Raw genomic sequence first — 24,802 nt, forward strand, 5'->3', positions numbered from 1 at the left:
CGCCCTTTTAATTGGGTATACCTCACGCACATAAAACCGCCAGACGCTTATGCCTAAAAGAAACGTAAACAACAGGTTAAAAATTCACAACTAAGTTTAAGAAAAAAGATGTTAAATATTCAAAAACACTTGCGTAACTTCCGTAATAGCTCTCTAAGTCATCCAAAACTAACTAATTGGACAATTCAATCCAAACTGCAAGCATTGCTCTTTGGAGTTAGTCTTAGTTCTATAGTGGTCGTAAGTGGGATTGGTTGGTATCAAACACAAGCAACCCTTAGAAGCAAAATTACCGAGCAACTGGGAGCTATACGTACAACGAAAGCTGAGCAGATGGAGTTGTTCTTTGAAAATTTAAGCAACCAAGTGGGGATGCTGGCTGCAGATGGCAACGTTGTTAAAGCGATGGTAGAGTTGAATGGGGGTTTCCGCAACCTGGAGCGCAATTTCGTACCTCCTGAATGGGACGCAGTTTTGGACGCTTACTACACCGAACAATTTCTTCCTCGGTTGAAAAAAAACCTACCTCCTGAAACAAACCTTAATGCCGATCCCCCCAGCGGACAAGCGGCTCGCTATCTCCAATATTACTACATTGCTTCTAATCCCAATCCAGTCGGTCAAAAACACAAGCTCCTTGATGCTGGTGATGGTAGCGCTTACACCAAAGCTCATGCCAAATATCAAAAATTCTTTACAGAAATTGTCCAAAAATTCGGTTATTACGATTTATTTTTGATTAATCCTAAAACAGGAGATATTATCTATTCCTATTACAAAGAGACAGATTTTGCGACCAATCGACTACAAGGTTTTTACCCCCAGAGTGGTCTATCTGATTTAGTGCAAACAGCCTTGGCAAATCCGACCCAAGGTAGCGTTCAGATTGCTGATTTTAAACCTTACCGCCACTCTTATGATACTCCAGCTGCTTTCATGGCAACGCCCATTTATAGCGGTACTAACATGATTGGCATCTTGGCAGTGCAAATTCCCATTGAAAAGATTGACCAGGCTATTAGCCGGAATAATAATTGGCTTGGCAGTGGATTGCAGAAAACGGGAGAAGCTTATTTAGTCGGACCCGATTTGCTAATGCGTTCGACATCTCGTTTTTGGGTTGAAGACCCCAAAAAATATCAAAACGTTGTGGGTAAGACGGGGACTGACAAAATAGCTCTCCAACTAATGGAGAACTTCAACACCACCATTGGCTTACAGAAAATCAACTCAACCGCTGTCAAAGCCGCCTTAGCCGGTCAAGAAGGCATGATGATAACCCGCAATTATCGTGGGGCAGAGGTGTTAAGTTCTTACTCTCCTTTAAAATTGAACGGGTTAAATTGGGCAATTCTTGCAGAAATGGAAGTGGGTGAAGCGTATACCCCACTTTACACATTACAGATAATTTTTCTGGTAGCAGCGACGCTTTTTCTACTAGGAACAGGGTTTTTAGGGGCAGTTGCAGCAAGGATGTTTACCTCTCCCCTGCGTCGCTTGACTGAAAATGCGCGGAAACTTGTTGGTGGGGAACTGGATGAGGAGGTAGAGGTAAAGTACCTTGACGAGTTTGGGGAATTGGCAACAGAACTTAAAGAGGTGGCAAACAAGTTACGCCAGACTTACGAAGAGCTAGAAACCAAGAAACAGGAGAACGATATTTTATTGCAGAACATCTTACCCAAAGCGATCGCCGAACGCAAGCAACAAGGAGAATCGCTCATTGCCGATAGTCTCAAGCAAGTCACTGTCCTCAACGCTCACCTGGCTGGTCTTTCCCATTTGAACAAAAGGCTTTCACCACAAGAGGTAGCAAAATTACTCACCGAGCTATTTGATGAATTTGACAACTCTGCGGAACGCTATGGGCTGGAAAGACAGAACTCGCTAAGTACAAACTATGTAGCGGTATGCGGGCTCACCCAAGCCATATTCGACCACAGCAAGCGAACTATTGATTTTGCCCTAGCCATGTTAGACATTATCCAACGTCTAAATGCCAACTATAATTCTGCCTTGGCTTTACGCATTGGCATTCATGCTGGTCCTGTGACAGCAGGGGTAGTTGGAACACAGAGGTTTGGGTATAGTATTTGGGGAGAAACAGCGTACATAGCAAGCAGCCTCCACAGCCAAGCGAATTTAAACCATATTTTACTGACGCAAAATGTGTACGAACGGGTAGCAGATAGCTACACTTTCATCCAAAACCCTAGTTTGAAAATCCAAGGTCTGGGAGAAGTGGAAACCTGGACGCTAGTAACCACCAAGAAGTTACTTCTAACTCAAGTGGAGTTAGTTCAGTTATCCTTTGAAAAAGTAAAGCCCATTGCCGATAAAGCTGGGGAACTGTTTTACCAGCGACTGTTTCAATTAGACCCTTCCCTGCGTTCTTTATTTCATGGAGAGATGAAACAGCAGCAACGCAAGCTTATGAATACGCTAGCCCTTGCTGTGGAAGGTTTGCGTCAACCAGAGCAGATTATTGGTGCGGTTCAGCAGCTAGGTCGAAACCATGCAACCTATGGTGTAAAAATCGAATACTACGATATTGTCGGCGAAGCGTTGCTATGGACCTTAGCAGAAGGACTGGGTGCAGAGTTTACTACTCCAGTACGAAAAGCATGGGAAGAAGCTTACGTATTCCTAAGCGAAATTATGAAAGAAGCAGCAGCAGAACTTGAGTTGGAAAAAATAGGTGTATAAAGCAAGGGTGCAATGCCTTTGCCCCTTACCAATAACAAATAACAAATGACACTGGACAAATGACTAAGGACGAAAATGGATAAATCACTTTTAGGATGGGTATTGCTTTTGGGGCTGGGATTCCCACTGTTAGGGATATTACTGGGTGAAGCGGCGTCAAGGTTAGAACGACAGCAGCACCCCTTGGCAATTGGTCTGCGCCAGATACGCGAGTACGTGTTACCGCCATTAGCAGTGCTATTGGTCATGCGACAACTTTTAAACGTTGCTCTTAAAGATTCTTGGGCACGTTTTGCGGAAACCTTAACTTGGGTTGCCGTTATTGTAGCGGGGCTTTCTTTAATCAATGCTTTGTTGACCACTAAAAAGCAACCAATTAAATGGCAAATTCATGTTCCCAGCCTATTTTTTCAGGTAGCTAGGGGTGTAACAGTCCTAGCTATTGGTTATCACATTATTAATGGAATTTGGAACATAAATTTGGCTGGTTTAGGTTCCGCTGTGGGCATAGCTTCAGCAGTCATTGCCCTGGCACTGCAAGATACTCTGAGTAATTTAGTGTCAGGATTACTGCTGCTATTTGCCAAACCGTTCCAAACGGGTGATTGGATTGAGTTAGATGGGCAGCAAGGACGAGTAATTGAACAAAATTGGTGGTCGGTCACAATAGCAACCCCTGTCATGAAATTAAACGTTCCCAATGGGGTACTGTCAAAGGCACAGATTATCAATTACGGTCACGGATCAATTAGTAAATTCATTTCTGCCAGCTTTTCTTATGACGATCCTCCCAATAAAGTGATTCCAGCACTTAATAGCTTGGTGGAGGGTATAGATGCTATCGAATCTCAAGGTTCTGCAGAGGTTAGTTCCTATGAAGATGACCGTATCACTTACGAACTTTGGTATAAAGTGCTGCCTGAGAAAGTCCCTAGCGTTACCGCAGAACTCAAATTCCGACTTTACTATCTAACAAAACGTTATGGTTTTACCACTCCCTATCCGATTAGAATACAGTACGACGTCAATGCCAAACAAGGGATACCAAGCCGGATTCCTCAAGTAGTCGAGAACCGCCAACAGGAATTAACAACTTATTTAAGATCGCTGCCATATTTCTCAACGCTTAGCGACCGCCAGATTGAGGGATTGGTTCAACAAGCTCGATTTAAAGCCTACGGTCAAGGTGAGTTAATTATTCAAGAAGGCAAAAAAGATGAGGGGCTTTATATTATCTTTCAGGGCACGGGGCATACTTACTTAAAAGATGCTTACGGCGAAAGCAAGATAGTGGACAAGCTCGAACCCAACCAAGCATTTGGTGAAATGGCTATCTTTCCAGGAGAAGTCAGCCCAGTTACAGTCGTCGCCGATGAGGATGTTGAGGTTGTAGTGATTCCAGCCCAAGAGATTATCGAAGCGATTGAGTCTAACAACAAGTTTGCTTCCGAGATTCTTCAATATATTGAAGAACGGAAAAGAATAGTTCGACTTGCCAAGGGAATCAAAGACGAGGTGAGTCAATTAACAACTAACAACGGTCGGCGAGTGCGATTGGGATGATGAGGACAGCCAGAGCAAAGGTTCACATAGTTTTCAGCAGCATACTTTTATTCTTAACCGCCTGCGGCCAGGGGTCAACAATCTCAAAGGCAAAGCTTGACAATCAAATTAGTGCAGACAAAACTTTAAAAGAAAACTTAGGTATTGAGCGGGTTGAGCGTCAATTTGTTAAACCCACCTTAACCCAAAACTCATCTCAACAAGACATTATCCTACCGGAAGTAAAACCCTTAGAACTGGAGGGAGAACTGAAGATATCAGGCTCTCAGGTAGTTTTGCCACTCAATCAAGCTATTACTCAACGCTTTATCCAAGACGGCTATCCTAACAAAATCGATCTCACTGGTAGCGATACTCAAGTTGGCTTCAAGTTATTTTGCGAGGGGAAAAAAGTAGATATTATCGGTACGGTTCGCCCGATGACCAGTCAGGAGTTAACTGCTTGTGCTAAGTCAGGTATTGAGCCAATAGGTTTTCCAATTGCCATTGACGCAGTGACCATTGTAGTTAGTTCTCAGAACAATTTCATCCCAAACAGTTTGACACGGGACGAACTAGCAAAGGTATTCACTGCCCAAAAGTGGTCAGATGTAAATCCCAAATGGTCACCGGAAGCAATCAAGCGCATTATCCCAACGGGGGCTGGTACTGGAGGTTCAGTTGACCTGTTCGCGCAAGCTATCTTGAAGGGAAATGCCAGCCAATTGAAAAATGCCCCAGGTACGGTGTTTTATGACTTTGTAGAGCAGCTGCATTCAGAAGCTTTAATCAATCCTTACATAATCGGCTTTTTAGAGTATAGCTCTTATCAACAAAACCGCGACAAGTTGAAAGCGATCGCCATTGATGAAGTAGACCCTTTCCTACCAGGATATCCAATTACCCGTCCTTTGTACATTTACGCAAATGCCAAAGCGATTCGGACACGACCTGAAGTAGAAGGGTTTGTTAACTATTATTTGACCTATGTGAACGAAGAAATTTCCAATCTAGGTTACTTTCGAGTCCAGCAAACTGTAATGGATGAGTCAAGAACTAAATTTTTACAAGTGAAAGGTTATAAAGAGTTTTTGAAACAAGCAAGTCAGAAAAATTAGTTACTGTACACTCAGATCCATTTACATTTTGTGACTCCTGTCTGTTTATTTACATTGACTTACTTACAGTACATATTTTTTATTGAACATCATGAGTACGCCTAATTCTTTTCATTGCCATTTCCAGACTTAATTTCATTCGTTTAAAAGCTTTAACAAGATTTCCAATTTCATCATTAGAAACCTGGTCGAAGTCAGCTTCTAAATGTCCCGTACTCACTTCTTCTGCAATACGAGTTATGCGCTTAAGAGGACGAATAACTTGTTGATTCAAAAAGAGATTGACTAAAAAGATAACGGCTATAAAAACAGCAGATACAAGTCCTACTATTAATAAAGAGGATTGATGAGCTTTTTCGATGACTTTACTTGCTGGTAAAGACACAAATTGAGCCGCTACAATTTCATTCAAGTGCCAACCAAATCCATTAACTGCTCCAAAACGGTCAATCATAGTTTTCGGGGCAGCCTCTGGAGTACTATGACACTGAAGACAAGCTTGTTGGCTAATTGATAGCGGGCGGGCAATGTAAAATAAATTGCCACCAGGAAGTGAGCGAAATCCACTCACCTCTTTTACGTCCTTTTCTTTTCTAAAACGCTCTAAAATCTTTGCTTCAAAACTATCAGCTTTATCCCGAAGATTTGTAGGATTTATTGCTGCTTCTTTATAAAAAAAGTCTCGGTATTCTGGTTTTTTTCGTAGAATTTCAAAAACTTCTCGTGCTGAGTATGCGGATACAACTTGGGGCAGAAACTTCTCTTCCAGTTTTGAATAGAGCTCTGGATAGATTTGGGTAAGTGTATACTCACGTATAGAAGTCATAGTATCAATAAGTGTTAAAGCTCTTGAAGCTATTTCATTTATCGCATTCCGCCTCAACAATGTAGAAAGAGCTAACCCACTTAAACTCAAACCTACTATGAGAATTATGAGTAGTAAAACTGTAAACTTTTGTCTCAATTTTAAGTTCTTTAACATCTTGTCAAGTTAAGTGAAAATAAAAGTACAAAGTTATACCTTATTTATAAGGTATAATTGCCGTATGAAAAATTAAGTTTTTCAATTTCTGAATACTTCACTCAGTCATCCATTAACAAACCAATTTACCTTCTCCATCCTCCAATAGGCGGATAAGCAACTTTTAGACCGAGGAATAAAAGAATTCAGTCTTTTAATACCATTTTTGCATAGAGAGTTTTCTGTTAACTAAAATTTAGATTTGTCAGGTAATTCATGAGGATTAAACATGGCGATCGCTCTTTTTATTTATAGTTAAGTTTTTCATTTTCTACACTTATTCTTCAAAGAGTGATTGGGAATTTACAGAAATAGCTGAAAATCAACAACTTTATCTGACTTTATCTGACTTTATCTGACTAATTACTGCACGAAAGCAATAAAAAAACTGGTACGAATAAACGAGAACGAGAATATACACGTAATTAGAAATAGCCCAAAGCCTCTAAAATGCCATGAGTCATCAGTCAATGTTGTTTTCTTTTCATACCTGTGTTTTTTAATGATGTATTGCTTGTTTTTAGTTATGCTATTTATAGTATGTTTGATGCTTGAGTTACATAGTTGAGTTAAATTCAGGACATTGAGCATTTAGATACATTCAGATAAATTCAGGTTGAGTTGAAATACGAGTAAAAACGGACACATGAGCGACAACGACTGCAGCAAGTAACAAAGGGCTTTGGACGTACCTCGCGTTGTAACATTTATGTATATAGTTAGCCACATAGTTTAAGCCCATAATTTGCGTCTCTTTGTGCCACTTGCATCAGTTATACATTAGTTAACAATCATTAGTAAAATCTAAAACACATACCTATAAACTACTTAGCCCTGTATAATCTATTGTTAAATAAACTTTGTTTTTCCGAAATTGTCAGTAATTATGCGTAAATTAAAGCTGTATAGCCTAGCTATTATAACAACTTTATTCCCGGTAATAACTTGGTCCCAGGTTGGTCGTGCAGCTGTCACTTCACAGGAGCAAGTCAAGGAAGTCGCCCAATGGTTCAGTGGTTCTTTTAACAATGCTAGACAAATCGCTAGCGATCCTTCTGTTCCCTTTATCTCAATGTCTAACTGTCAAGTACAATCGGAACCTAGCAGTAATGACAGTGAAACACAAAATGTTTACCTGGAGCAAAAAAGCACAGCTTTTAACCGCATACGCCTCTACTCTTTCAGCCCTTGGGATTCAGCAGTCAAACTAAATATACGTAGCTTTTTTAACCCGGATATTGCCAGTGGCATTTGTAATTATCCAGCACCTTTAAGGGTGATTAATATCAGCAATTTAATTGCAACAAGTTGCGAAGTACTGCTGAGACTAGAGACAGAATCCAGCTATATTGGCACTAACGCTCCAAATGGTTGTCCCACTGCTTCTGGTGGAAAAGTAGTTTCTAGCGTCACTGTTAGAGCTGACACTATTAACTCTCTAGACCAAATTTTTAGTGCAAGTGGTACTTTACTAGTTAGTACACCGATTAAATTCGACCGAATTAGCTCTATCCCCGAACCTTCTTTCATAGCAGGGCTTGTAACTCTTGGCATCGGCTATACTATAAAAACCTTACTCTTTAACAAGTATTTTTCTAGAAAGTCTAATTTGACACTTTCAAACTAGTTAATAGTGGCAGTGACAATTAGTCTAGCTTAACGCCTCAATATTGTACTGACTTTTCACGGTATCTGGAAAACCCCACTTCCATTCCTCTCCCCTACAAGGAGAGAAGCTTTGATTTCTCAACCTTCTCTACGAGGGAAGGGGCTGGGGGGTGAGGTGTTCCGGCTTTTCCACATGACGTGAAAAGTCAGCAATATTGTACAGTTAACGCTGCCCAAGAAAAGCCAGTAGCACTGCTAGCTAAAACAACAATATCTCCCATTTTTATATTACCTGTTTCCAATGTTTTTGCCAAACCAAACAAGGTATCAGCAGCACCTAAATGACCGTATTCGGTTAAAGTAATGCAAGTTTGCTCCTCAGTTAAACCTAAAGATTCTAGAATACCTTTTGATAAAGTTTTTTTAACTTGATTGGTGAATATATAATCTATGTTACTGATAGAATAACCACTTTTCTTAACGGATTCTTGAATAACTCTTTTGTAATTATCTAAATAAATATCTGATAAAATTTCATTTAATTGATTTGGATTTGCTACTTTTAAATAATTTAGATCGCTATTAATATTGTAAGTAGAAATAGGAAATTTTGTTCCAGCTAAAGGTACTTTGACAAAATCAGCTAATTTTCCATCAGTTACAGCATGGTAGGAAAGAATTTGGTTACTTGGTTCTCCCTTTTTCAAAATAGCCGCAGCTGAACCGTCAGCAAATATGAATGTTGAGACGCAATCTCGATCTGAATAATTTAAAAGTGTGGATAATTTATCACTACAGATAACTAACGCATGGGATATGTTAGAATCTGCTAGCAACATATTTCGACAAATATGTATTCCTAGATTTCCACTGTTACAAAAATTTCTAACTTCAAAAGCACAAGCATTTTCTGCTCCTATTTCATATTGAATTTTAGCAGCAGGTGACCAAAATCTATAATCATAGTCTCCAGCGCCGCAATAAGCAATTATATCTATATCAGTGACAGAAATACCGGCTTTTTCTATCGCTAATAATGCTGACTTAATACCCATATCGCTCGGGTGTTCATTAGGAGCAGCTATTGATTTCTTTTTTATGCCTATTTTTTCAATAAAAACACTTTCAGGAATATTAGATAGTTTAGACATTTCTTCACTGGTTAAAATGCCTGAAGGAATATAGTAGCCAATGGATGTAATACCAACAGTTTGTTTGTCCATATGGTAATATGCTTTATGGGTAATTTTTCTATGCTACTAAAAACAATCACTTAAGGCTATTGCTGAGACAAAATGTAAGAAGTTAGGTTTTTGGAATCAAAATAACTTGGTAAGGCTTTGAGAATTTGGGCGAAATCCCAGGAGTAGAGGACAGCGATCGCACTTATTATTTCGTAGGGTGGGCACTGCCCACCGTTCCCTTATTAAGCAGGTACAAGATGTCAGGTTAGCGAATTAAAAGTTCAGCAAAACAGCCATATAATTGTAGAAGCGACTGGTTGGGTTACGAACAAGTTTGGTGAAGTGGAGCCAACAGCTTTTGGGATTTCGGTAAACCCAACCTACAATTTCTCTTAACCGAGCAGTATTGGATCGCCACGTTCTTATTCTTTGTATTTTATCTATATTGATTTTTTAAACTATCTCCTCATACTGTTTTCCGTAAAGTATATTTTTTTACTTTTTAATAAGAGATTATACTCCTTAAAAAAAAGTATTATTACTGGTAGAAATATTTTTAATTGTTAAAAAAAATACGTACTTTTAGCGTAGCTGTTTTGAAGTAATAAGAAGCAGTATAGAACAACATACCTTCAATCTCATGTCCAAATCATAATGTAAAACCTTTGGATAACTTAGGTTTTGTTTAAGGTGTCTACCAATTCTCTTCGATAAAAGGACACATAAATTATTATGTCAAACAATTTTACCAACAATAACCTCACTACCTCTCTCAATATAAATCTTACTTTAGATAACCAAGTTTTTACTGGTTCAGTAGGTCGGCGCAATCCAAACGATTATTACAGCTTCAGCCTCAGTAGTCGTAGCAGTCTTAGCCTAACCCTTGATGGTCTTTCTGCGGATGCCGATGTGCAAGTACTGAACAATAGTGGTTTGACTATTGCAGGCTCACACAGCCGTCACAACAGTGCTGAATTTATGGGTATTACCCTTGATACAGGCACTTATTACATTCAAGTCTCTCGTGTTGGTAGTGCTAGCACCAATTACAATCTAAAAGCCTTTAAGAATGAAGCTCCTCAAGCACTACAATTCAACACTCATAAAAGTTCTTATCAATCGGGTGAGACAATTAACCTCACAAATACCAAAGTCTTTGACGCTAATGGTGCAAATGACATTGCACGTGTCGATTTTTGGTTACAGAAAGACGGAGGTAGCTGGCAAGATATTACTGATGCTACACAGATTGCTGGTGATAGCGGCGATAGTCGTTATGGCAGCTTCAATTACTCCCTAAATAGCCTATCTAGTGGAAAGTACCAATTATCAGGAAAAGCTTACGATAAATTAGGTGCTAGCACGGAGAATACGCAAACCAGCTTTAGTGTTGGAGCTGCGCCAGACTGGTTCGACCAGAATATTCAAGATGTACTTATACGTTCGGCAGCAAGGTCTCGTTTTGCCGATGGTACGTTAGACCGCAACGACATGATTGCTATTCTTCGCGAGTCTAAAGATAGTAATGCGATCGATGCCACAGAACTCACTGACCTTCGTACATTAATAGGCAATACCTCCTACGTAAACATTCCTGAATACGTTAGGGTTCTATCTAATAAAGTTATTAACGGTGACACTGCTAATCAAAAGTATCAAGGAAACGCCCTCGGTAATTTGGCTGAAGGGAGTAGCGATATTCAACTAGAAAACTTGATTGGTAAGTGGTTTTTGGGCAGCGATCGCCCGCAATCCTCATACAAATATCAGTATGCAAGTGGCTCTTTGTTCCAAAATGGCATTAACTACGAAGACATAAAGCAAGGTGCAATGAATGACTGCTATTTCCTTGCAGGATTAGCATCAACAGCCTCTCGTAATCCGAGCACAATAGAGAGTATGTTCATTGACAATGGTGATAATACCTTCAGTGTACGCTTTTTCCATAATGGCATTGCAGACTATGTCACTGTAGACAGATACTTACCTACTGATGCCTCTGGGTCTTTTGTTTATGCAAGTAAGGGTAGCCACTACAGTAATTCTGCTAATGAATTATGGGTTGTTTTTGCTGAAAAAGCTTACGCACAAATTAACGAGTCTGGACGGATTCATCAAAACAATACCAATACTTATGATGGTATTGGGAATGGTGGATACATGAGCGATGCATTTGCACAAATCACGGGAAGGAAAAGTGCTCTAGGTAAAGCTATTGACTGTAATTCAATCATTAGTGCCTTAAATTCCGGACAATTGGTTGGTCTTGGTTCTAAAACAAGTGGAGTGGCTTCAAATATAGTGACGGGTCATGCTTACTCACTCATCAGCTACAACTCTTCTACCCAAAAATTTGCTCTTTTTAATCCTTGGGGAATAAACACTAGTTCCTCAAAACCCGGTGTGATTGAGGTAAGTTGGAGCGAAGTTGAGTCGAACTTTAGTTACTGGGATTCTACAGTGTAAGTAGATAGTGGTTGGTGATTAATAGTTAGATTTTGATGATTTAAAGGTGGGCAGTGCCCACCCTACTACAATTTTTATACCCAAAAATTTGCTCTTTTTAATCCTTGGGGAATAAACACTAGTTCCTCAAAAATCGGTGTGATTGAGGTAAGTTGGAGCGAAGTTGAGTCGAACTTTAGTTACTGGGATTCTACGGTGTAAGTGGATAGTGGTTGGTGCTTAATAGTTAGATTTTGATGATTTATAAGGTGGGCAGTGCCCACCCTACTACTACTTGTCGAGGAGGGAAACAAGAAATCTAATTTCCTCCCCTTTATAAGGGGAGGTTAGGAGGGGTAAAAATTATGTGCAGCTTCATATTAAATTGGTATAACTACTAACCACTAACCACTAACCACTAAAAATATTGTTATTAAATTACCATTTTATTTATCAAACTATTTGAAAAAGAATATTTGTCAAATAGCTATCTGTTTTTCATGGAATTAAATAGTAATTTTTACATAGAACTTCCATTGCTGGAAGCTAGTTGCTACAAAAATTGCCCAAGCGGGTTTTTAGTCATTGACTCTGGCAAAAAATATAGATGGATTTGAGGAGAAAATACTGGTGTCCATTGAAAATACTGATAATAATTTATCTTCTGATAAAGGGCTAAATATTACTTCTTTCTCCTCAGTAGATGGCTTATATTCTAGCGATGACTACAGCTTAAGCCTCTATGGTCGAAGTTGCTTTAACTCAAGTACAAGTCATTTAGAAGCAACGACAGATCCAGCTTTATCCAACAACAGTACAGTAACGGCTAATCCCACTACTGCAAGCAATGGATACAGCCTTATCTCTGGTTATGGCTCAATCAATGCAGCCGCCGCCGTCGCTCAAGCAGTGGGTCAAAATCCCTTTACAGATGTTGCCAATCTTAGTGGTAATAATTGGGGCGCTGACATGGTGAAAGCCCCGGAAGTTTGGGCACAAGGATACACGGGACAAGGTGTTGTTGTCGCTGTTTTGGACACTGGGGTTGACTACACCCACGAAGATTTGCAGGCAAATATTTGGACGAATACCAAAGAAATCGCAGGTAATGGCATTGATGATGATAGCAATGGTTACGTAGATGATGTTCGCGGTTGGAACTTTGATGGTAACAACAACGATATCTCAGATATCTACAGTCATGGTACTCATGTGTCCGGCACTATTGCAGGTGTCAACAATAATGTTGGCGTCACGGGTATTGCTTATAATGCCAAAATCATGCCAGTGAAAGTCTTAAACGACTCCGGTACAGGCTCTTATAGTGCGATCGCAAATGGCATCTACTATGCTGTGAATAACGGTGCTGATGTCATTAATCTGAGTCTGGGTGGAGATGCTTCTAGCTTTCTTTTAGACTTAGCTATAGATTACGCCAGCAGTCAAGGCGTTATCGTTGTTATGGCAGCTGGTAACGAGAGTGCTTCAGAACCATCCTACCCCGCCCGCTATGCAGACGAGAGGGGAATTGCTGTTGGGGCAGTAGATAAGAATAACAATATGGCAGAGTTTTCCAACAAAGCAGGAGCCAAGCCCCTCACATACGTCACTGCTCCTGGAGTTGAAGTCTACTCAACACTCCCAGATAATAGCTATGCTTCTTACAGTGGCACATCTATGGCAACTCCTCACGTTGCCGGTGTTGTTGCCCTGATGCTCAGTGCTAACAAAAGCTTAACGGATGCTCAAGTTCGCCAAATTGTCACAGAAACTGCACTTAACAATACACCAACTCCTACTTTGAGTTTGGATTCTAGCTTTGTCGCAGAAAGCAGCATAGCATCTTTTTCTAGTTTCAATCTCAGACAATATGAAGGTAGTTTGAGCAAGGCAAGGGAACTAGTTTCTTTCTCTACGCCTGAAATAGGTAACTGGGCGAGCAAAATTCCCGTCCTACCCAATCAATGGGATGATGTTATGGGTTTGCAAGAGTATACCTTCAACTCCACACCTGAGGTTAAGAATAACGAGATATTTGGAAATTCTGTTCTTAACTTACCCATCTCCAGCGATCGAAATACCTTGAACATCGTTAGCTACAGCATCAGTGATAATGAGAAGGATGAAAAGGACAAGGATGACAGTGCGGGAGACATTGAAAATATTTTGAAGCAACTTGAAAAAATCATAGGAGAGTATTTCGGAGGATAGTTCTATATTTGATAATGTTGGGTAGAGTTCCTCAACCCAACCTACGTTCTTGCTTCAATGGGGAAACCCCACAATGCAGTGGCTCCCCAACCTACCTTCATCCTTCATACTTTAAATGTGTTACCTGACCGAGAAAGCTTCGCTAAATCGACGGGTAATTGGCTCCATTATGAAAGTCAAAACTGATTTTTTACGAGTCACAATTTCGCCATTTGCTGTCATTCCTGGAGTAAATGCAACTTCTTGACCCCGTACCATTACAGTATGCTTGCTTAACTTAATTCTTGTAGGAAAAACTAAACCCAATTCCTTATCAACAATGGCATTGGGGCTGACTTGTACTACCTCACCCTCAATTGTCCCAAATTCTTGGAAAGGAAAGGTCGCCATCTTCACTTTTGCTTTCATTCCTTCACGGATAAAACCAATATCTCGGTTAAGAACTTTAACTTCCAAAAGAAGTTCCTCTCCTTCTGGTAGTATTGATAGTAATTCTTCACCTGCTTGTACTGGTCCAGTAGTAGCCTTGACTCTGTAAACAGTACCGGAAACCGGGGCTTTAATGGTTTCCATATCTTTCTGCTTTTTCGCTTGTTCAAGCTGACCTTGAACGGTAGTTAGTTCTTCTTTGCGTTTATTAATCTGAGTTAAAATTTCACTTTGACGTTCTGAAGCTAATTTTTCCGCTTGAGTGCGTGCGGCTTGATATGCTTGTTCGGCTTGACGAATTTCTTGAGCTTGGGCATCAATATCTTTTTCTAAAGATTTAACTCTGTCTTGAGCCTCTGTTACTTTGTTTTGGGCGTTTGTAACTTCATCACTTGCTCTGGTAATTTCCGCATTTGCACGATTCAATCTTTCTTGGGCGTCTAAGTAATCAACTCTCGGTATTGCACCGGGAGAAACTAGAGTTTTTAGGCTTTGTTCTCTTTGTTGGGCGATAGCTAGACTATTTTCAACTTTGGCACGAAGATTTTGAGAGTTAGCAAAGTTGGTTTTGGCGTTGGCAAGACTAGTTCTAGCATTAATCAAATTTTCCTGCAATCTATTCAAGCGGACTTTTGCTTGATCTATCCGCGCCAGTTGACGTTGGGCTTCAGCCTCAGCAGCAGCTTGGCTTGCTCGAAAATCCCGCAAACGAGAATTTAACAGTTCATCTTGGATTTGCGTTCCCGCAGTTTTAGCTCCCGTTCGTTCTGCATCTAAACGTCGCAAATCCTCCTGAATCAGTTTCGTAGATTGAGATAAACGAGCAACATCAACCTGTTGATAATCTGGATCGCGTTGAATTAATGTTTCATCTTTAACAACGCGATCGCCTTCCTTCACATTCACTGCAAGAATCGACCCGTTACCTAAGGATGTTACCGGGCGAACCTGTGTGGATGCAATCAACTCGCCTGGTGCTGTTGCAACTTCATCCACTTGGGAAAAGTGCGCCCATGCGATCGTTCCAAATACGACTGCGCTTATTGTTCCTGCTAATAATCTAGTATATAGGGGTGGCAATTCCTGGACTGCCTTACCCAATTCATAGGAAAGTTGTTCGTCTGGTTTGGCAAAACGCTGTTTGGTCTTTCGTGCTTGAGCCGCACTGGCAACTAGGGAATATTTCATAAGATGTTAGTGGTTAATAGTTATTGGTTAGTAGTTAGTGGTTAGTGGTTGGTACATTAATTAATTACCACTAACCAATCCGTTTAAACTGCTAAATATCGGCGTAAGAAGTTTTGTAATGTTTCCAATTTAAAATGGAAAGTTGCTTCTAATTTAGCAATCTCTTCATGGGTACAGAAAAATTCATTTGCCAGTAATGTGCGGAAAGTACCTAAAGCTTTTTGTCCTTGAGGATTAAATAAACCCAATCCACCACGCAATACATCAACGAAAAACAGTGGCGGGTTAATCGTCACTGGCTCTTTGTTAAATACGCGGCTAAAAATTTTAGGAATATCTTCTCGTAACAAAATTTCCGGTCCTCCAACAGGAAAAATTTGATTCCGAGCGGCTTCCAAGGTCATAGAATCCACCACCATCCTAGCCAAATCATCTGTACTTATAATAGAAGTACGGTTTTTAGGGTCACCAACGAGCAAGTATAACCCTGTTTCTCGAAAACGTTCTGCAAGTGGCAGCAAGTTAGATGCTAATCCAGCTGGGCGTAAAATAGTGTAGTTTAAACCACTAGTTTCCAGGTATTTCTCCACCGCCCGCTTGGCTTTGAACACGGGAGCATCTTCGTAACCCCGGTCTGCCCCCAATACAGAAATGAACACAAAGTGCTGCACGCCATTTGCTTTAGCTTGGTCGATAAGTTCAATATTAGCCCGGTAGTCCAAGGATAAGGCATCACCGTCAGAACCGTGGGCGCTAACAATGTACTGAACGCCCTGACAAGCCTTTTGAATGTCCTGTTGTTGGCGCAAATCTCCGATAAAAATGTTAGCTCCTCTGTGTTCTAACTCCCCATAGTGTGAGGTGAGGCGGACAAATGCCCGTACCTGTTTTTCCTGTTCTCGTAAAAGTCGCACGACTCTGCGACCAATTCCTCCAGTGGCTCCAGTAATTAGAAACATACAATTTTTGATGAATCAATGGTCATTAGTCATTCGTCATGAGTCATTCAAATTGGACAAATGATATTAGACGAATGACTAATGACTAAATTTTAAAATTCCACAATGACTGGTGCATGGTCGCTGGGTTGAGGTAATTTTCTGGGGGCTATATCAATAGTGCAACTTTTGGCACCCTCGTACAAGGCGGGTGTCAGATAGTGATGGTCAATTCGCCACCCCATGTTACGGCGAAAAGCAACAGCACGGTAATCCCACCAACTGTAGTGACCGCCTTCAGAGGTAAATTTGCGAAAAACATCGGCAAATCCCAAGGACAAAACTTCTCGTAAAGCTTGACGTTCTGCTTCGGATGCCATGATGTGGTTTTCCGCGTTAATACCCTCATGAATATCCCTAGATTCTAAAGCAATATTGAAGTCACCGCACATACAGATATGAGGTGAGGACACAAGAAGGGATTTTAAATACTCTTGCAGCACTTTTAACCAACGCAGCTTGTATTCGTATTTTTCGCTGCCGACAGACGACCCATTTGGTACATAAAGATTAATAATTCTAACATCGTCCAGTATACCCGTAATAACTCGTTTTTGCTCGTCCCATTCAGGTTCTAAATCTAATAAGATAGTTCCAAAACTACTACTGACGTCTTGAACTGGTTGGCGGCTGGCGATCGCAACGCCGTTGTAAGATTTTTGTCCTGATATATAAAGGTAATAGCCTAATTCCTCAAAAAGCGAACGAGGAAAGTCAGCGTCTACTACTTTAGTTTCTTGTATGCATAAAACATCAACGGGATTTTGCTTCAGCCAATCGGTGACTTGTCCCAGGCGAGTACGAATCGAGTTGACATTCCAAGTAGCAATTTTCATTTTTTTACAGTCTTTTATCGGTAGTCCACAGTCATTGTAGAGACATTTCATAACACGTCTGTACAATAGTTAATAGTTAGGGAAAAAGCATCGATCCCAACTATATACTTTAGTATTTTTCGTTACAAAAGTTTGGTATTTGTATGATCCCCAGGATAGATGATGCTAGCTGACAAAACAAAGTAAATTAAGACGGTACCTGCTAGATAGTGACTGCTGTTACCCGTTACTTGTTGGTAACGATTTCTAGGTAGGGTTAACGAAATTGCACTCTTGCAAAATACGTAGGTTAACTTAAAATCAGAGAGGTGAGTAGAAATGCTTGACCTCAATCTGATACCAGTCCTGGCGATCGGAACTTTTCCCCGCTATGAATGGTCGGATTCATTCCGCCAAAATACTGTTTTAATCAACAGCCTTTTTCGACATTTATATCAACAACTTTTTAACAAGGAGGACATAAATATGAGTATGCGAGCCAACAGCTGTCCCTGTTGCGGCGATCTCCTCTTGCGTCATGTCCGTTATGGTGAAGTTTATTGGTTCTGTCACACGTGCTGGCAAGAATTTCCATTGTTAACTGTTAATCGTTTGTCCAAAGAAGGGAGAAATTTAGCAGCTGTGACTCAGCCACCCGTGAAAGCATAATAAAGTAGTTGACTGCTCGGTGTTAACTGTTGGCAGGTAAATTCAGTCAGCAGTTAATACAACTTTACACCTGGTACAATCAGGTAGATCTAGATACTGGGTTGCCATCTGTGTTAGCAGCGTTACTTTACGGGAAAGAAGATTTACGTTTGGAAGAAGTTGCCGAGCCTAGTCCGGGCAAAGGTGAGGTTGTCATCCAAGTGGGAGCATCGACAACCTGTGGTACGGATTTGAAAGTATGGCGGCGTGGGGGTCATGCAAAAATGCTCAAGCCACCTACTCTTTTTGGTCATGAGGCCGCAGGACGGATTGTCGCTGTAGGAGAAGGTGTGACAGATTGGCAAGTTGGCGATCGCGTAGTAGCAAATAATTCTGCTCCCTGCATGAAGTGTTTTTTTTGCCAGCGCCGAGAATACTCCTTATGCCCAAACTTGACATGGAATAACGGCACTTTTGCCCAATACTTAAAAATTCCCGCACCTATTGTGCAGCATAATATGTTGCTAATTCCTGATGACTTGCCCTACGAATTGGCAGCAATGACAGAACCCTTAGCCTGTGTACTGCATGGAGTAGCCCGTTCTAACGTCAAAGCCGGGGATAGCTGTGATGGGTTACCCCAAAGTGTAGTCATATTAGGGGATGGGGCAATTGGGCTGATGTTTGTGGCAAAACTAGCCTGTGAAACACAAGCAGAGGTGCTGCTTTTTGGTGGAAATGACCAAAGGTTAGAAATAGGGAAAAAGCTGGGTGCAGGTCAAACCTTTAATTACCGCCAATTACCGGATATTCCTGCTACCGTGAAAGACCTGACAAAGGGAATGGGTGCAGACGTTGTCATTGAAGCAACTGGTGTCCCAAGTGTCTGGGAAACAGCAATTGCCTGTGCCCGCCCTGGTGCAACTGTTAATCTGTTTGGTGGTTGTCCGCGAGATACGACCATTACTGTTAATACAGAACAGTTACACTACAGTGAACTGACGCTAAAAGGGGTTTTCCACAATACCCCTGAATTTGTTAGGGCAGCACTCTCACTAATTGCCAGTCGGAAGATTCCTTTCGAGTTACTGCTTAGCGAACACCGCCCGTTAAAGGATTTAGAACAAGTGTTTTGTGATATGAAAGAGCGTAAGGTTGTTAAGGTAGCAATGATTCCAGAGGGGAGTTAGCGCCAAGCTTATTCTTTGTATTGAAGTTAAACCCTTTGACTGAAACGGGGAAAACTATGATTACCTACCCCGTCAGTCATGAATAGAAAATGTTAACAAAACCTTTACCTAAACTTTTAATCTTTCCTTTTTCCCTTATTTCTTGCTTTTGCTTGGGAGCATTTTTTGATTCAACCGCTTCTGCTTTACCAGGACAGCCCGCAAATGATGTTAGTGCGTGGATTAAAGCTCATCCCACACTTCGTCCTTCGCCTGGAGAGAGGTTCTTTGTACAAAAGAGCGATACAGCTGCCCAGAGATTTACTTTTCAAGCATCGCTTCTAGCCCCTGGTAAACTTGGCGCTGTACAAGACCGCAGCAAAATCCGTAACGAACGCATTACAATGTTCGACGCCGTTAACGGCATGACATTCGATCGCCTTGAAGAATCGTTGCGAACTATCTATGGCTTGGAGGTTTATCAAGACTTCAAAAACGCTCGAGTTGTTTACGAGTATCCCAATAAAACTACAATCAATGCATCTCGTTTCGCAAGAGCTCCCGTTAAGGAAGCCCTTAAGGGAGAATTGCGTGTAGGAGATCGCTATGCCTACTGGGTGGAACTAGCGCAACCCAAAGCAGGCAAAGCATTTAGCGGTCAGATGACGGTTCTACTGAAAGCCGATTTAGATAAGTTACAAGCAGAATTACAAACTCGATAATGGTTAGTGGATAGTGGTTAGTGGTTAGTGGGTGCCAATAACTACTAACTACTAACTCCTAACCCCCAACCATTAGTGCAAACTGTGCCACTCACCGGAAAAGATGCTTTCTGTTGCGATCGCGATTCTTAGCAGATCTTCCTTGAGCAAGGGAGGCCATTCAACCCCAGCTTTGCGTCCTGCTCCAAATAGCTGTTGAGTTTTGATAGATAACTGATACAAAGTATAAACCAGTTCTCTATCAATCGTCGTAGCGTCTTTTAAGCCTTCAAAAACTACCTTTAACGCTAATAAAATCGAGGTAATCTGACCGGGCACTGGTGGTTTTCCATGTTGCATCCGCAACAACAAAGCATCAGCATTTTCTTCATTTACCACCGTCTGGTCAATCAGAAATTTGCGAGCAGTTTCGTAATTCATGCTTACAGCGTAGCGTAAATTGTTGCAAGAATCGCTGCTTATAGATTACCAGTCCAAGGAATACCCAATGCTATCTTAAAATTTGAGCAATCATCCGGTTTGCTTGGGAGGAGTAACTACCACCAAATAAATTGAAATGGTTGAGTATGTGATACAAGTTATACAAAGTTTTCCGTTGCTCGTACCCTTCCTCCAAGCTCCAAACTGCTTGATAACCTTGATAGAAGGCAGCTGGAAAACCACCAAAAAGTTCTGTCATGGCAATATCAACTTCGCGATCGCCATAATACGTCGCAGGATCGAAAATCACTGGTTCTCCCGAAACAGTACACCCTGCATTTCCTCCCCATAAATCACCATGTACCAGTGAAGGTTGCACTTTGCGGGTTGCCAATAATTTAGGAACTGCCTGAAGCAGCTCCTGTTCCTGGGGAAAATGGCCCCCCCTTCGCCTTGCCAACTGGAACTGATAACCCAGTCGATGCTTTGCGTAAAATTCTACCCAATTTGCAGTCCAAGTATTGATTTGAGGCGTTGAACCAATGGTATTGTTCATATCCCAGCCAAAACCCCTAGTACTTGTGGCTTTGTGCATTGCTGCTAACTTCCGCCCCATTTCTTCCCAAGCTTTGGTATTACCTGAACCCATGTCCAGCCACTCCAACACCAAGTAACCGGAGTTACCAGCAGTACCCCAACATATGGGTTTGGGAACCCGGATAGTACCTGTTTGAAACATTTGCTTCAAACCCAGTGATTCTGCCTCAAACATAGCAACTTGGGATGCTTGGTTGAGCTTAACAAAGTAAACCCGCTTTCCATCAGAGACAGAATACCCTTGGTTGATACATCCGCCACTCACGGAACGTCGCTGCGACGAGTGAAATTCTGCGCCAGTTACCTGGCTAATATGGGTATCAATTTCAGACCACATTTGTGGGTTCATCTGTTTATATATAGTCTCAACTCTTAAAATGGCTGAAAGTCTTGTCAAAAGCTAATTTTACATTGTAGGCAGTGTCTACAATGTAAATAATTAGGAGCATTTAATAATTCAAGACAAACCAAAAACTCTATCAGATGCCCTTGACCCAGTAGAAATGCCAACTGATACTACATCCTAACGAGCATCACCAATTAGAATCAGGGGCGACCAATTGAAAGGATGCAAATCAGGGTTAAGCTTTATTTGATTAATTTTTGCTTGGCGCAGAGCTTCGCCTTTACTCATACCGTTTTTGAGGTTTTGATAGAATTGAATGATAATTTCTTGAGAAGTTTTATCTTCTGCATTCCAAAGACTAGCAATTACGGATTTAGCTCCAGCACGTTCAAAGATGTAAGCTAGTCCAGAAATTTCTTCACTATTAGCATCAGCTTCTTTAGCAGTTTGGCAAGCAGTTAGGGTAATAAGCTCAGTGTTTTTCAAACCTAATAATGCAGCATCAGCAATGTTATATTTTTGATTGTTAGCGAACAGCAAAGTATTTTCTTCCATCTTTCTGTTGAAACAGCCACCTAATTTAAAACAGCCGTGAGTTCCTAAATGCAAAATCGGAAATCGAAGTGCTTGAGTTTTGAAGGTTTCCAGAGTAGCTTTTTCTCGAAGATATGCTTTACTACCTGGAAAAATTTTAGTCAATTGGTTTACTTCTGCTTCTGCTCCAGATAGATTATCTGGAGTAGGTAAGGGATTTCCGAATGCTAGTACGGATAAGGTACTTTTATTACGGTTGACTTGTTGTTGGAGAGAATGGGTAGAAAGGCGTGTAAGATAGTTGACTGGATATTTTTCAATTAAGTATTTTTCAGTTTTATTATCGTAAAGAGTTTCAAAAGGAATATAGCGTAGTTTCCCTGTAGCAATGATACTCAATTGAGTGGGAGATGCAGCCCGAATTTCGCTTTCCACTGGACGAATCAGGATATCGTAAAGTTCTTCGCGTGTATTAATAAAGTCAGGATCTGTAGGATTTGCCAATTGTTCACGGTATTTTGTGACCAGTGTGTCAAACTCATTGGCTTTGATTACTACTTTTTTGACTGTCAGATCATCTCTGGTGAGAACAAAAATAGCAACAGCGTCTGGTATATCTGTTGTATCTGTAAGCAACACAGGCTGAACTACCACAGTTCCTATTGGGATATTTGCTCTCAGAGTAGCAATATCTTTGGGCTTGGCTTCAAAAATTTCTGCAATTTCTGGAAATCGTCGAGAAATTTCTTCTGCTTTTGTAATGACTTCTGCTTCTACCAGCCTTATTTGTTGTGCAGCAGCGTTTGAAAATTGATTTGGTAAATTTAAGTTTTGTTGCAAAGAATCTAGTTGTTTATTTTTTTGATTCCACTCATCAATAGCTTTTTGTGCCTCTGGGTTTTCAATTTTGACGTTAACTAAGCGAGTATAATCAGCTAGGTCTGCTGTAGTTGCACGGTTTACCCATTCGTAAGCTTTATCATATTGTTTTTGCTCAATGAGAAGCTTAACTAGAGGAATGGTTATGATGCCTTTAAATTCTAAAAACTTTTGCCGAGTTTTTTCTTTGTTATCTCGCCGTAGACTACCTCTTGTTTTCAAGGTAAGTTCAGCAGCTTGCTCCAAATTAACAATTGCTTCAGCTGGTTGATTTAAATTTTGATGAATTAATCCAATGATAGCAAGAAATTCAGCTTTGCCAGCAATCAAATTTATTGTCTGATAAATTTGTAATACTTGTGTAAAAGATTCTAATGCTTTTTGCAGTTGCTTATTTTTATAATAGTATGCACCCAAACCCTGTATAACATTAGTTTCAACTAGAGAATTCTCCACTCTCTTAGAAATAAGTAATGCCTGATTGAGATAACTTAGTCCTTTTTCTAATTCTTCATTAGTGATGTAACTAATTCCAATCCAACTCAGCAATGTAGCTTCTTCAATAGGACTTTTTAATTGTCTGGTAAGAGGTAATGCTTGGTTAAGATACTCGATCACTTTTGTTGGTTGTTCTTCAATAAACCCTAAAAAAATTAACGTAGCTGCTTCACCAGAAGCGTCTTTTAATTCTCTGAAAATTGATACTGCTTCTTTAAAAGAATTCAATGCTTTTTGTGTTTGTCCAATGCCATTATATGTAAAACCAATGAGAAATTGTGCTTTGGCTTCTTCAGAACGCTCATCAAGTGTTTCAGCTATCTTTAATGCCTCTTTACCAACATCTAATGCTGTTTGAAATTGTCCAATAGCTAAGTGGGCGAAACCAATATTATTTAGGGTAGTGGCTTCATCAGAGCGATCACTCAGTTGTTTCCGAATTTCTAGTTCCTGATTGTAATATTCCAGTGCTATTTGCACTTTTCCAGTTTCAACATATAAATCACCAATATCATTTAATGTTGTTGCTTCCCAGCTAGGACTTTTTTCAGTTTTAAAAATCTCTAAAGCCTTTTTGTAAGAATCTAAAGCCGATTGTGTTTTTTGAAGATCCTTGTAAGCATCACCTATGTAACTTAGTGTTCTACCAATAGCTGAATTATCGCCCAGTTGCGTCCGAATTGCTAATGCCTGATTCAAATATTCAAGTGCTACTTGGGCTTCGCCTGATTTCAAATATAATTTACCAATATCATTTAACGTTGTCGCTTCCCAGCTAGGACTTTTTTCATCTCGAAAAATAGCTAAAGCATATTGCAATATTTGTATAGCCTGTTGAAATTGTCCTTGTTGGCTCTGTTGCTTCGCTTGCTCCAGCAGTTGTTTAGCTTTTATAACTGCTGGACTTCGAATTTGTGCCCAACTCGACTCAACCATGAAAGGCACAGTCATAGGAGTTAAGCCTATACCAAAAACCAAAAAACTAACTAAAATACGTTTCATCTTTCGCAGGTAGCTCTCACTTGAAAAGTCATTTTTGTTGAAGGCTCAAACTTCAGTTCTTCCGCAACATACAGGCAAGTTCCAGCAACAGATCGAATTCCTTGTAATCGCTTGCGGTTAAACACAGACCCTAGCTTAACGAAACCTTGTCCTTTACGAGGATCTTGAAGTTTAAAATCAGTCAGTAAGATTCCACTCCAGATTTCTGGTTTTTTGGCTGTTAAACCTTGACTATCACCCCGGATAACCAACTTTCCATTGCTGTTGTAAACGGGTGCATCCTGTCTAAATCTTACTTTCTCAATTTTGTTGATGGGTTCTGAAGTAGGAGAACTACCATCTCGTTGAATTGTTAGCTTTTGACTACGCAGATCAATTGCAGTAACTCGACCAGTCTTAGACTCTCCTCCCTTAAGATACACATCCACTAAAGTTGGTAATGCTACTGGTACGGGCAAATCTTGATTTTGTATATTTTGTGCTTGTACTTGTCCTACTCGGTAGCTAATTATTTGCTCAAATGCAAGTGTTAGCCCTGTAAATGAAACAAAAATGACTATAAGGTATTTAGAAAGTACTTTCATTGTTTTGATAATAATGTTTCATTAAACACTCTTAATACTACCGTATGACTCTAGAAAGTTCCGGAATAACACTAGGTATGTCAGTAAAGTTTTTACTAAATTTCCTGAAGAAAATATTTATTTTCTGTAAACATA

18 protein-coding genes are annotated in these 24,802 nt (G+C 40.4%); 9 read left to right on the forward strand and 9 right to left on the reverse strand.

Annotated elements, in window-relative coordinates; translation table 11 throughout:
- Nucleotides 1–108 precede the first annotated feature (108 nt).
- The 3 genes from ACYRY3_RS24035 (at nucleotide 109) to ACYRY3_RS24045 (ending at nucleotide 5,366) form a co-directional block, all read left to right on the forward strand.
- A complete protein-coding gene (locus ACYRY3_RS24035) occupies nucleotides 109–2,706 on the forward strand; it encodes an adenylate/guanylate cyclase domain-containing protein (RefSeq protein WP_460204158.1) in 2,598 nt (865 codons plus the stop codon).
- Between the two features lie 75 nt (nucleotides 2,707–2,781).
- A complete protein-coding gene (locus ACYRY3_RS24040; RefSeq protein WP_460204159.1) occupies nucleotides 2,782–4,269 on the forward strand; it encodes a cyclic nucleotide-binding domain-containing protein in 1,488 nt (495 codons plus the stop codon).
- Nucleotides 4,266–5,366 carry a substrate-binding domain-containing protein gene (locus ACYRY3_RS24045; RefSeq protein WP_460204160.1) on the forward strand — a complete coding sequence of 367 codons (1,101 nt, stop codon included), beginning with the start codon at nucleotides 4,266–4,268 and terminating at the stop codon, nucleotides 5,364–5,366. Before ACYRY3_RS24040 ends, ACYRY3_RS24045 begins: the two co-directional genes overlap by 4 nt.
- Nucleotides 5,367–5,445: 79 nt before the next feature.
- Here the strand turns inward: ACYRY3_RS24045 and ACYRY3_RS24050 are convergent, their stop codons facing one another.
- On the reverse strand, nucleotides 5,446–6,348 hold the full coding sequence (locus tag ACYRY3_RS24050) for a Tll0287-like domain-containing protein (RefSeq protein WP_460204161.1): 903 nt from the start codon (nucleotides 6,346–6,348) through the stop codon (nucleotides 5,446–5,448).
- A 925-nt stretch (nucleotides 6,349–7,273) separates the two neighbouring features.
- Between ACYRY3_RS24050 and ACYRY3_RS24055 the strand changes: the two genes are divergently transcribed.
- Complete coding sequence (locus tag ACYRY3_RS24055; protein ID WP_460204162.1) at nucleotides 7,274–8,014, forward strand: chromophore lyase CpcT/CpeT; 741 nt, start codon at nucleotides 7,274–7,276, stop codon at nucleotides 8,012–8,014.
- A gap of 187 nt (nucleotides 8,015–8,201) precedes the next feature.
- Here the strand turns inward: ACYRY3_RS24055 and ACYRY3_RS24060 are convergent, their stop codons facing one another.
- Nucleotides 8,202–9,218, reverse strand: coding sequence for a 3-oxoacyl-ACP synthase (locus ACYRY3_RS24060; protein ID WP_460204163.1), 1,017 nt, complete (start codon nucleotides 9,216–9,218; stop codon nucleotides 8,202–8,204).
- 693 nt (nucleotides 9,219–9,911) lie between these two features.
- Between ACYRY3_RS24060 and ACYRY3_RS24065 the strand changes: the two genes are divergently transcribed.
- Nucleotides 9,912–11,648 (forward strand): C2 family cysteine protease, encoded by a 1,737-nt coding sequence (locus ACYRY3_RS24065; RefSeq protein WP_460204164.1) that lies wholly within the window; start codon nucleotides 9,912–9,914, stop codon nucleotides 11,646–11,648.
- 609 nt (nucleotides 11,649–12,257) lie between these two features.
- Entirely contained in the window at nucleotides 12,258–13,838 is a 1,581-nt protein-coding gene (locus ACYRY3_RS24070; RefSeq protein ID WP_460204165.1) for a S8 family peptidase, read from the forward strand.
- A 120-nt stretch (nucleotides 13,839–13,958) separates the two neighbouring features.
- Here the strand turns inward: ACYRY3_RS24070 and ACYRY3_RS24075 are convergent, their stop codons facing one another.
- From ACYRY3_RS24075 to xth, 3 genes are all read right to left on the reverse strand, one after another.
- Nucleotides 13,959–15,455 carry an HlyD family efflux transporter periplasmic adaptor subunit gene (locus tag ACYRY3_RS24075; protein WP_460204166.1) on the reverse strand — a complete coding sequence of 499 codons (1,497 nt, stop codon included), beginning with the start codon at nucleotides 15,453–15,455 and terminating at the stop codon, nucleotides 13,959–13,961.
- Between the two features lie 83 nt (nucleotides 15,456–15,538).
- A complete protein-coding gene (locus tag ACYRY3_RS24080; RefSeq protein WP_460204167.1) occupies nucleotides 15,539–16,414 on the reverse strand; it encodes an SDR family oxidoreductase in 876 nt (291 codons plus the stop codon).
- 92 nt (nucleotides 16,415–16,506) lie between these two features.
- Complete coding sequence (gene xth / locus ACYRY3_RS24085; protein WP_460204168.1) at nucleotides 16,507–17,289, reverse strand: exodeoxyribonuclease III; 783 nt, start codon at nucleotides 17,287–17,289, stop codon at nucleotides 16,507–16,509.
- Between the two features lie 465 nt (nucleotides 17,290–17,754).
- Here xth and ACYRY3_RS24090 point away from each other — a divergent pair, with 465 nt between their 5' ends.
- From ACYRY3_RS24090 to ACYRY3_RS24100, 3 genes are all read left to right on the forward strand, one after another.
- The gene (locus ACYRY3_RS24090) at nucleotides 17,755–17,937 is read left to right on the forward strand and encodes a hypothetical protein (RefSeq protein ID WP_460204226.1); all 183 of its coding nucleotides are present in this window, start codon (nucleotides 17,755–17,757) and stop codon (nucleotides 17,935–17,937) included.
- A 110-nt stretch (nucleotides 17,938–18,047) separates the two neighbouring features.
- Complete coding sequence (locus ACYRY3_RS24095) at nucleotides 18,048–19,106, forward strand: zinc-dependent alcohol dehydrogenase (RefSeq protein ID WP_460204227.1); 1,059 nt, start codon at nucleotides 18,048–18,050, stop codon at nucleotides 19,104–19,106.
- An 89-nt stretch (nucleotides 19,107–19,195) separates the two neighbouring features.
- Nucleotides 19,196–19,807, forward strand: coding sequence for a hypothetical protein (locus ACYRY3_RS24100; protein ID WP_460204169.1), 612 nt, complete (start codon nucleotides 19,196–19,198; stop codon nucleotides 19,805–19,807).
- A 72-nt stretch (nucleotides 19,808–19,879) separates the two neighbouring features.
- Here ACYRY3_RS24100 and ACYRY3_RS24105 read toward each other — a convergent pair whose 3' ends face one another.
- The 4 genes from ACYRY3_RS24105 to ACYRY3_RS24120 form a co-directional block, all read right to left on the reverse strand.
- Nucleotides 19,880–20,227, reverse strand: coding sequence for a Dethiobiotin synthetase (locus tag ACYRY3_RS24105; RefSeq protein WP_460204170.1), 348 nt, complete (start codon nucleotides 20,225–20,227; stop codon nucleotides 19,880–19,882).
- Nucleotides 20,228–20,297: 70 nt separating this feature from the next.
- On the reverse strand, nucleotides 20,298–21,161 hold the full coding sequence (locus tag ACYRY3_RS24110) for a fructosamine kinase family protein (RefSeq protein ID WP_460204228.1): 864 nt from the start codon (nucleotides 21,159–21,161) through the stop codon (nucleotides 20,298–20,300).
- Between the two features lie 186 nt (nucleotides 21,162–21,347).
- Nucleotides 21,348–24,083: a CHAT domain-containing protein gene (locus ACYRY3_RS24115; RefSeq protein WP_460204171.1), complete on the reverse strand. Its 2,736-nt coding sequence runs from the start codon at nucleotides 24,081–24,083 to the stop codon at nucleotides 21,348–21,350.
- Entirely contained in the window at nucleotides 24,080–24,667 is a 588-nt protein-coding gene (locus tag ACYRY3_RS24120) for a hypothetical protein (RefSeq protein WP_460204172.1), read from the reverse strand. The genes ACYRY3_RS24115 and ACYRY3_RS24120 overlap by 4 nt, the downstream gene beginning before the upstream one ends.
- Nucleotides 24,668–24,802 lie beyond the last annotated feature (135 nt).

This window comes from Scytonema sp. NUACC21 (genome assembly GCF_054684315.1).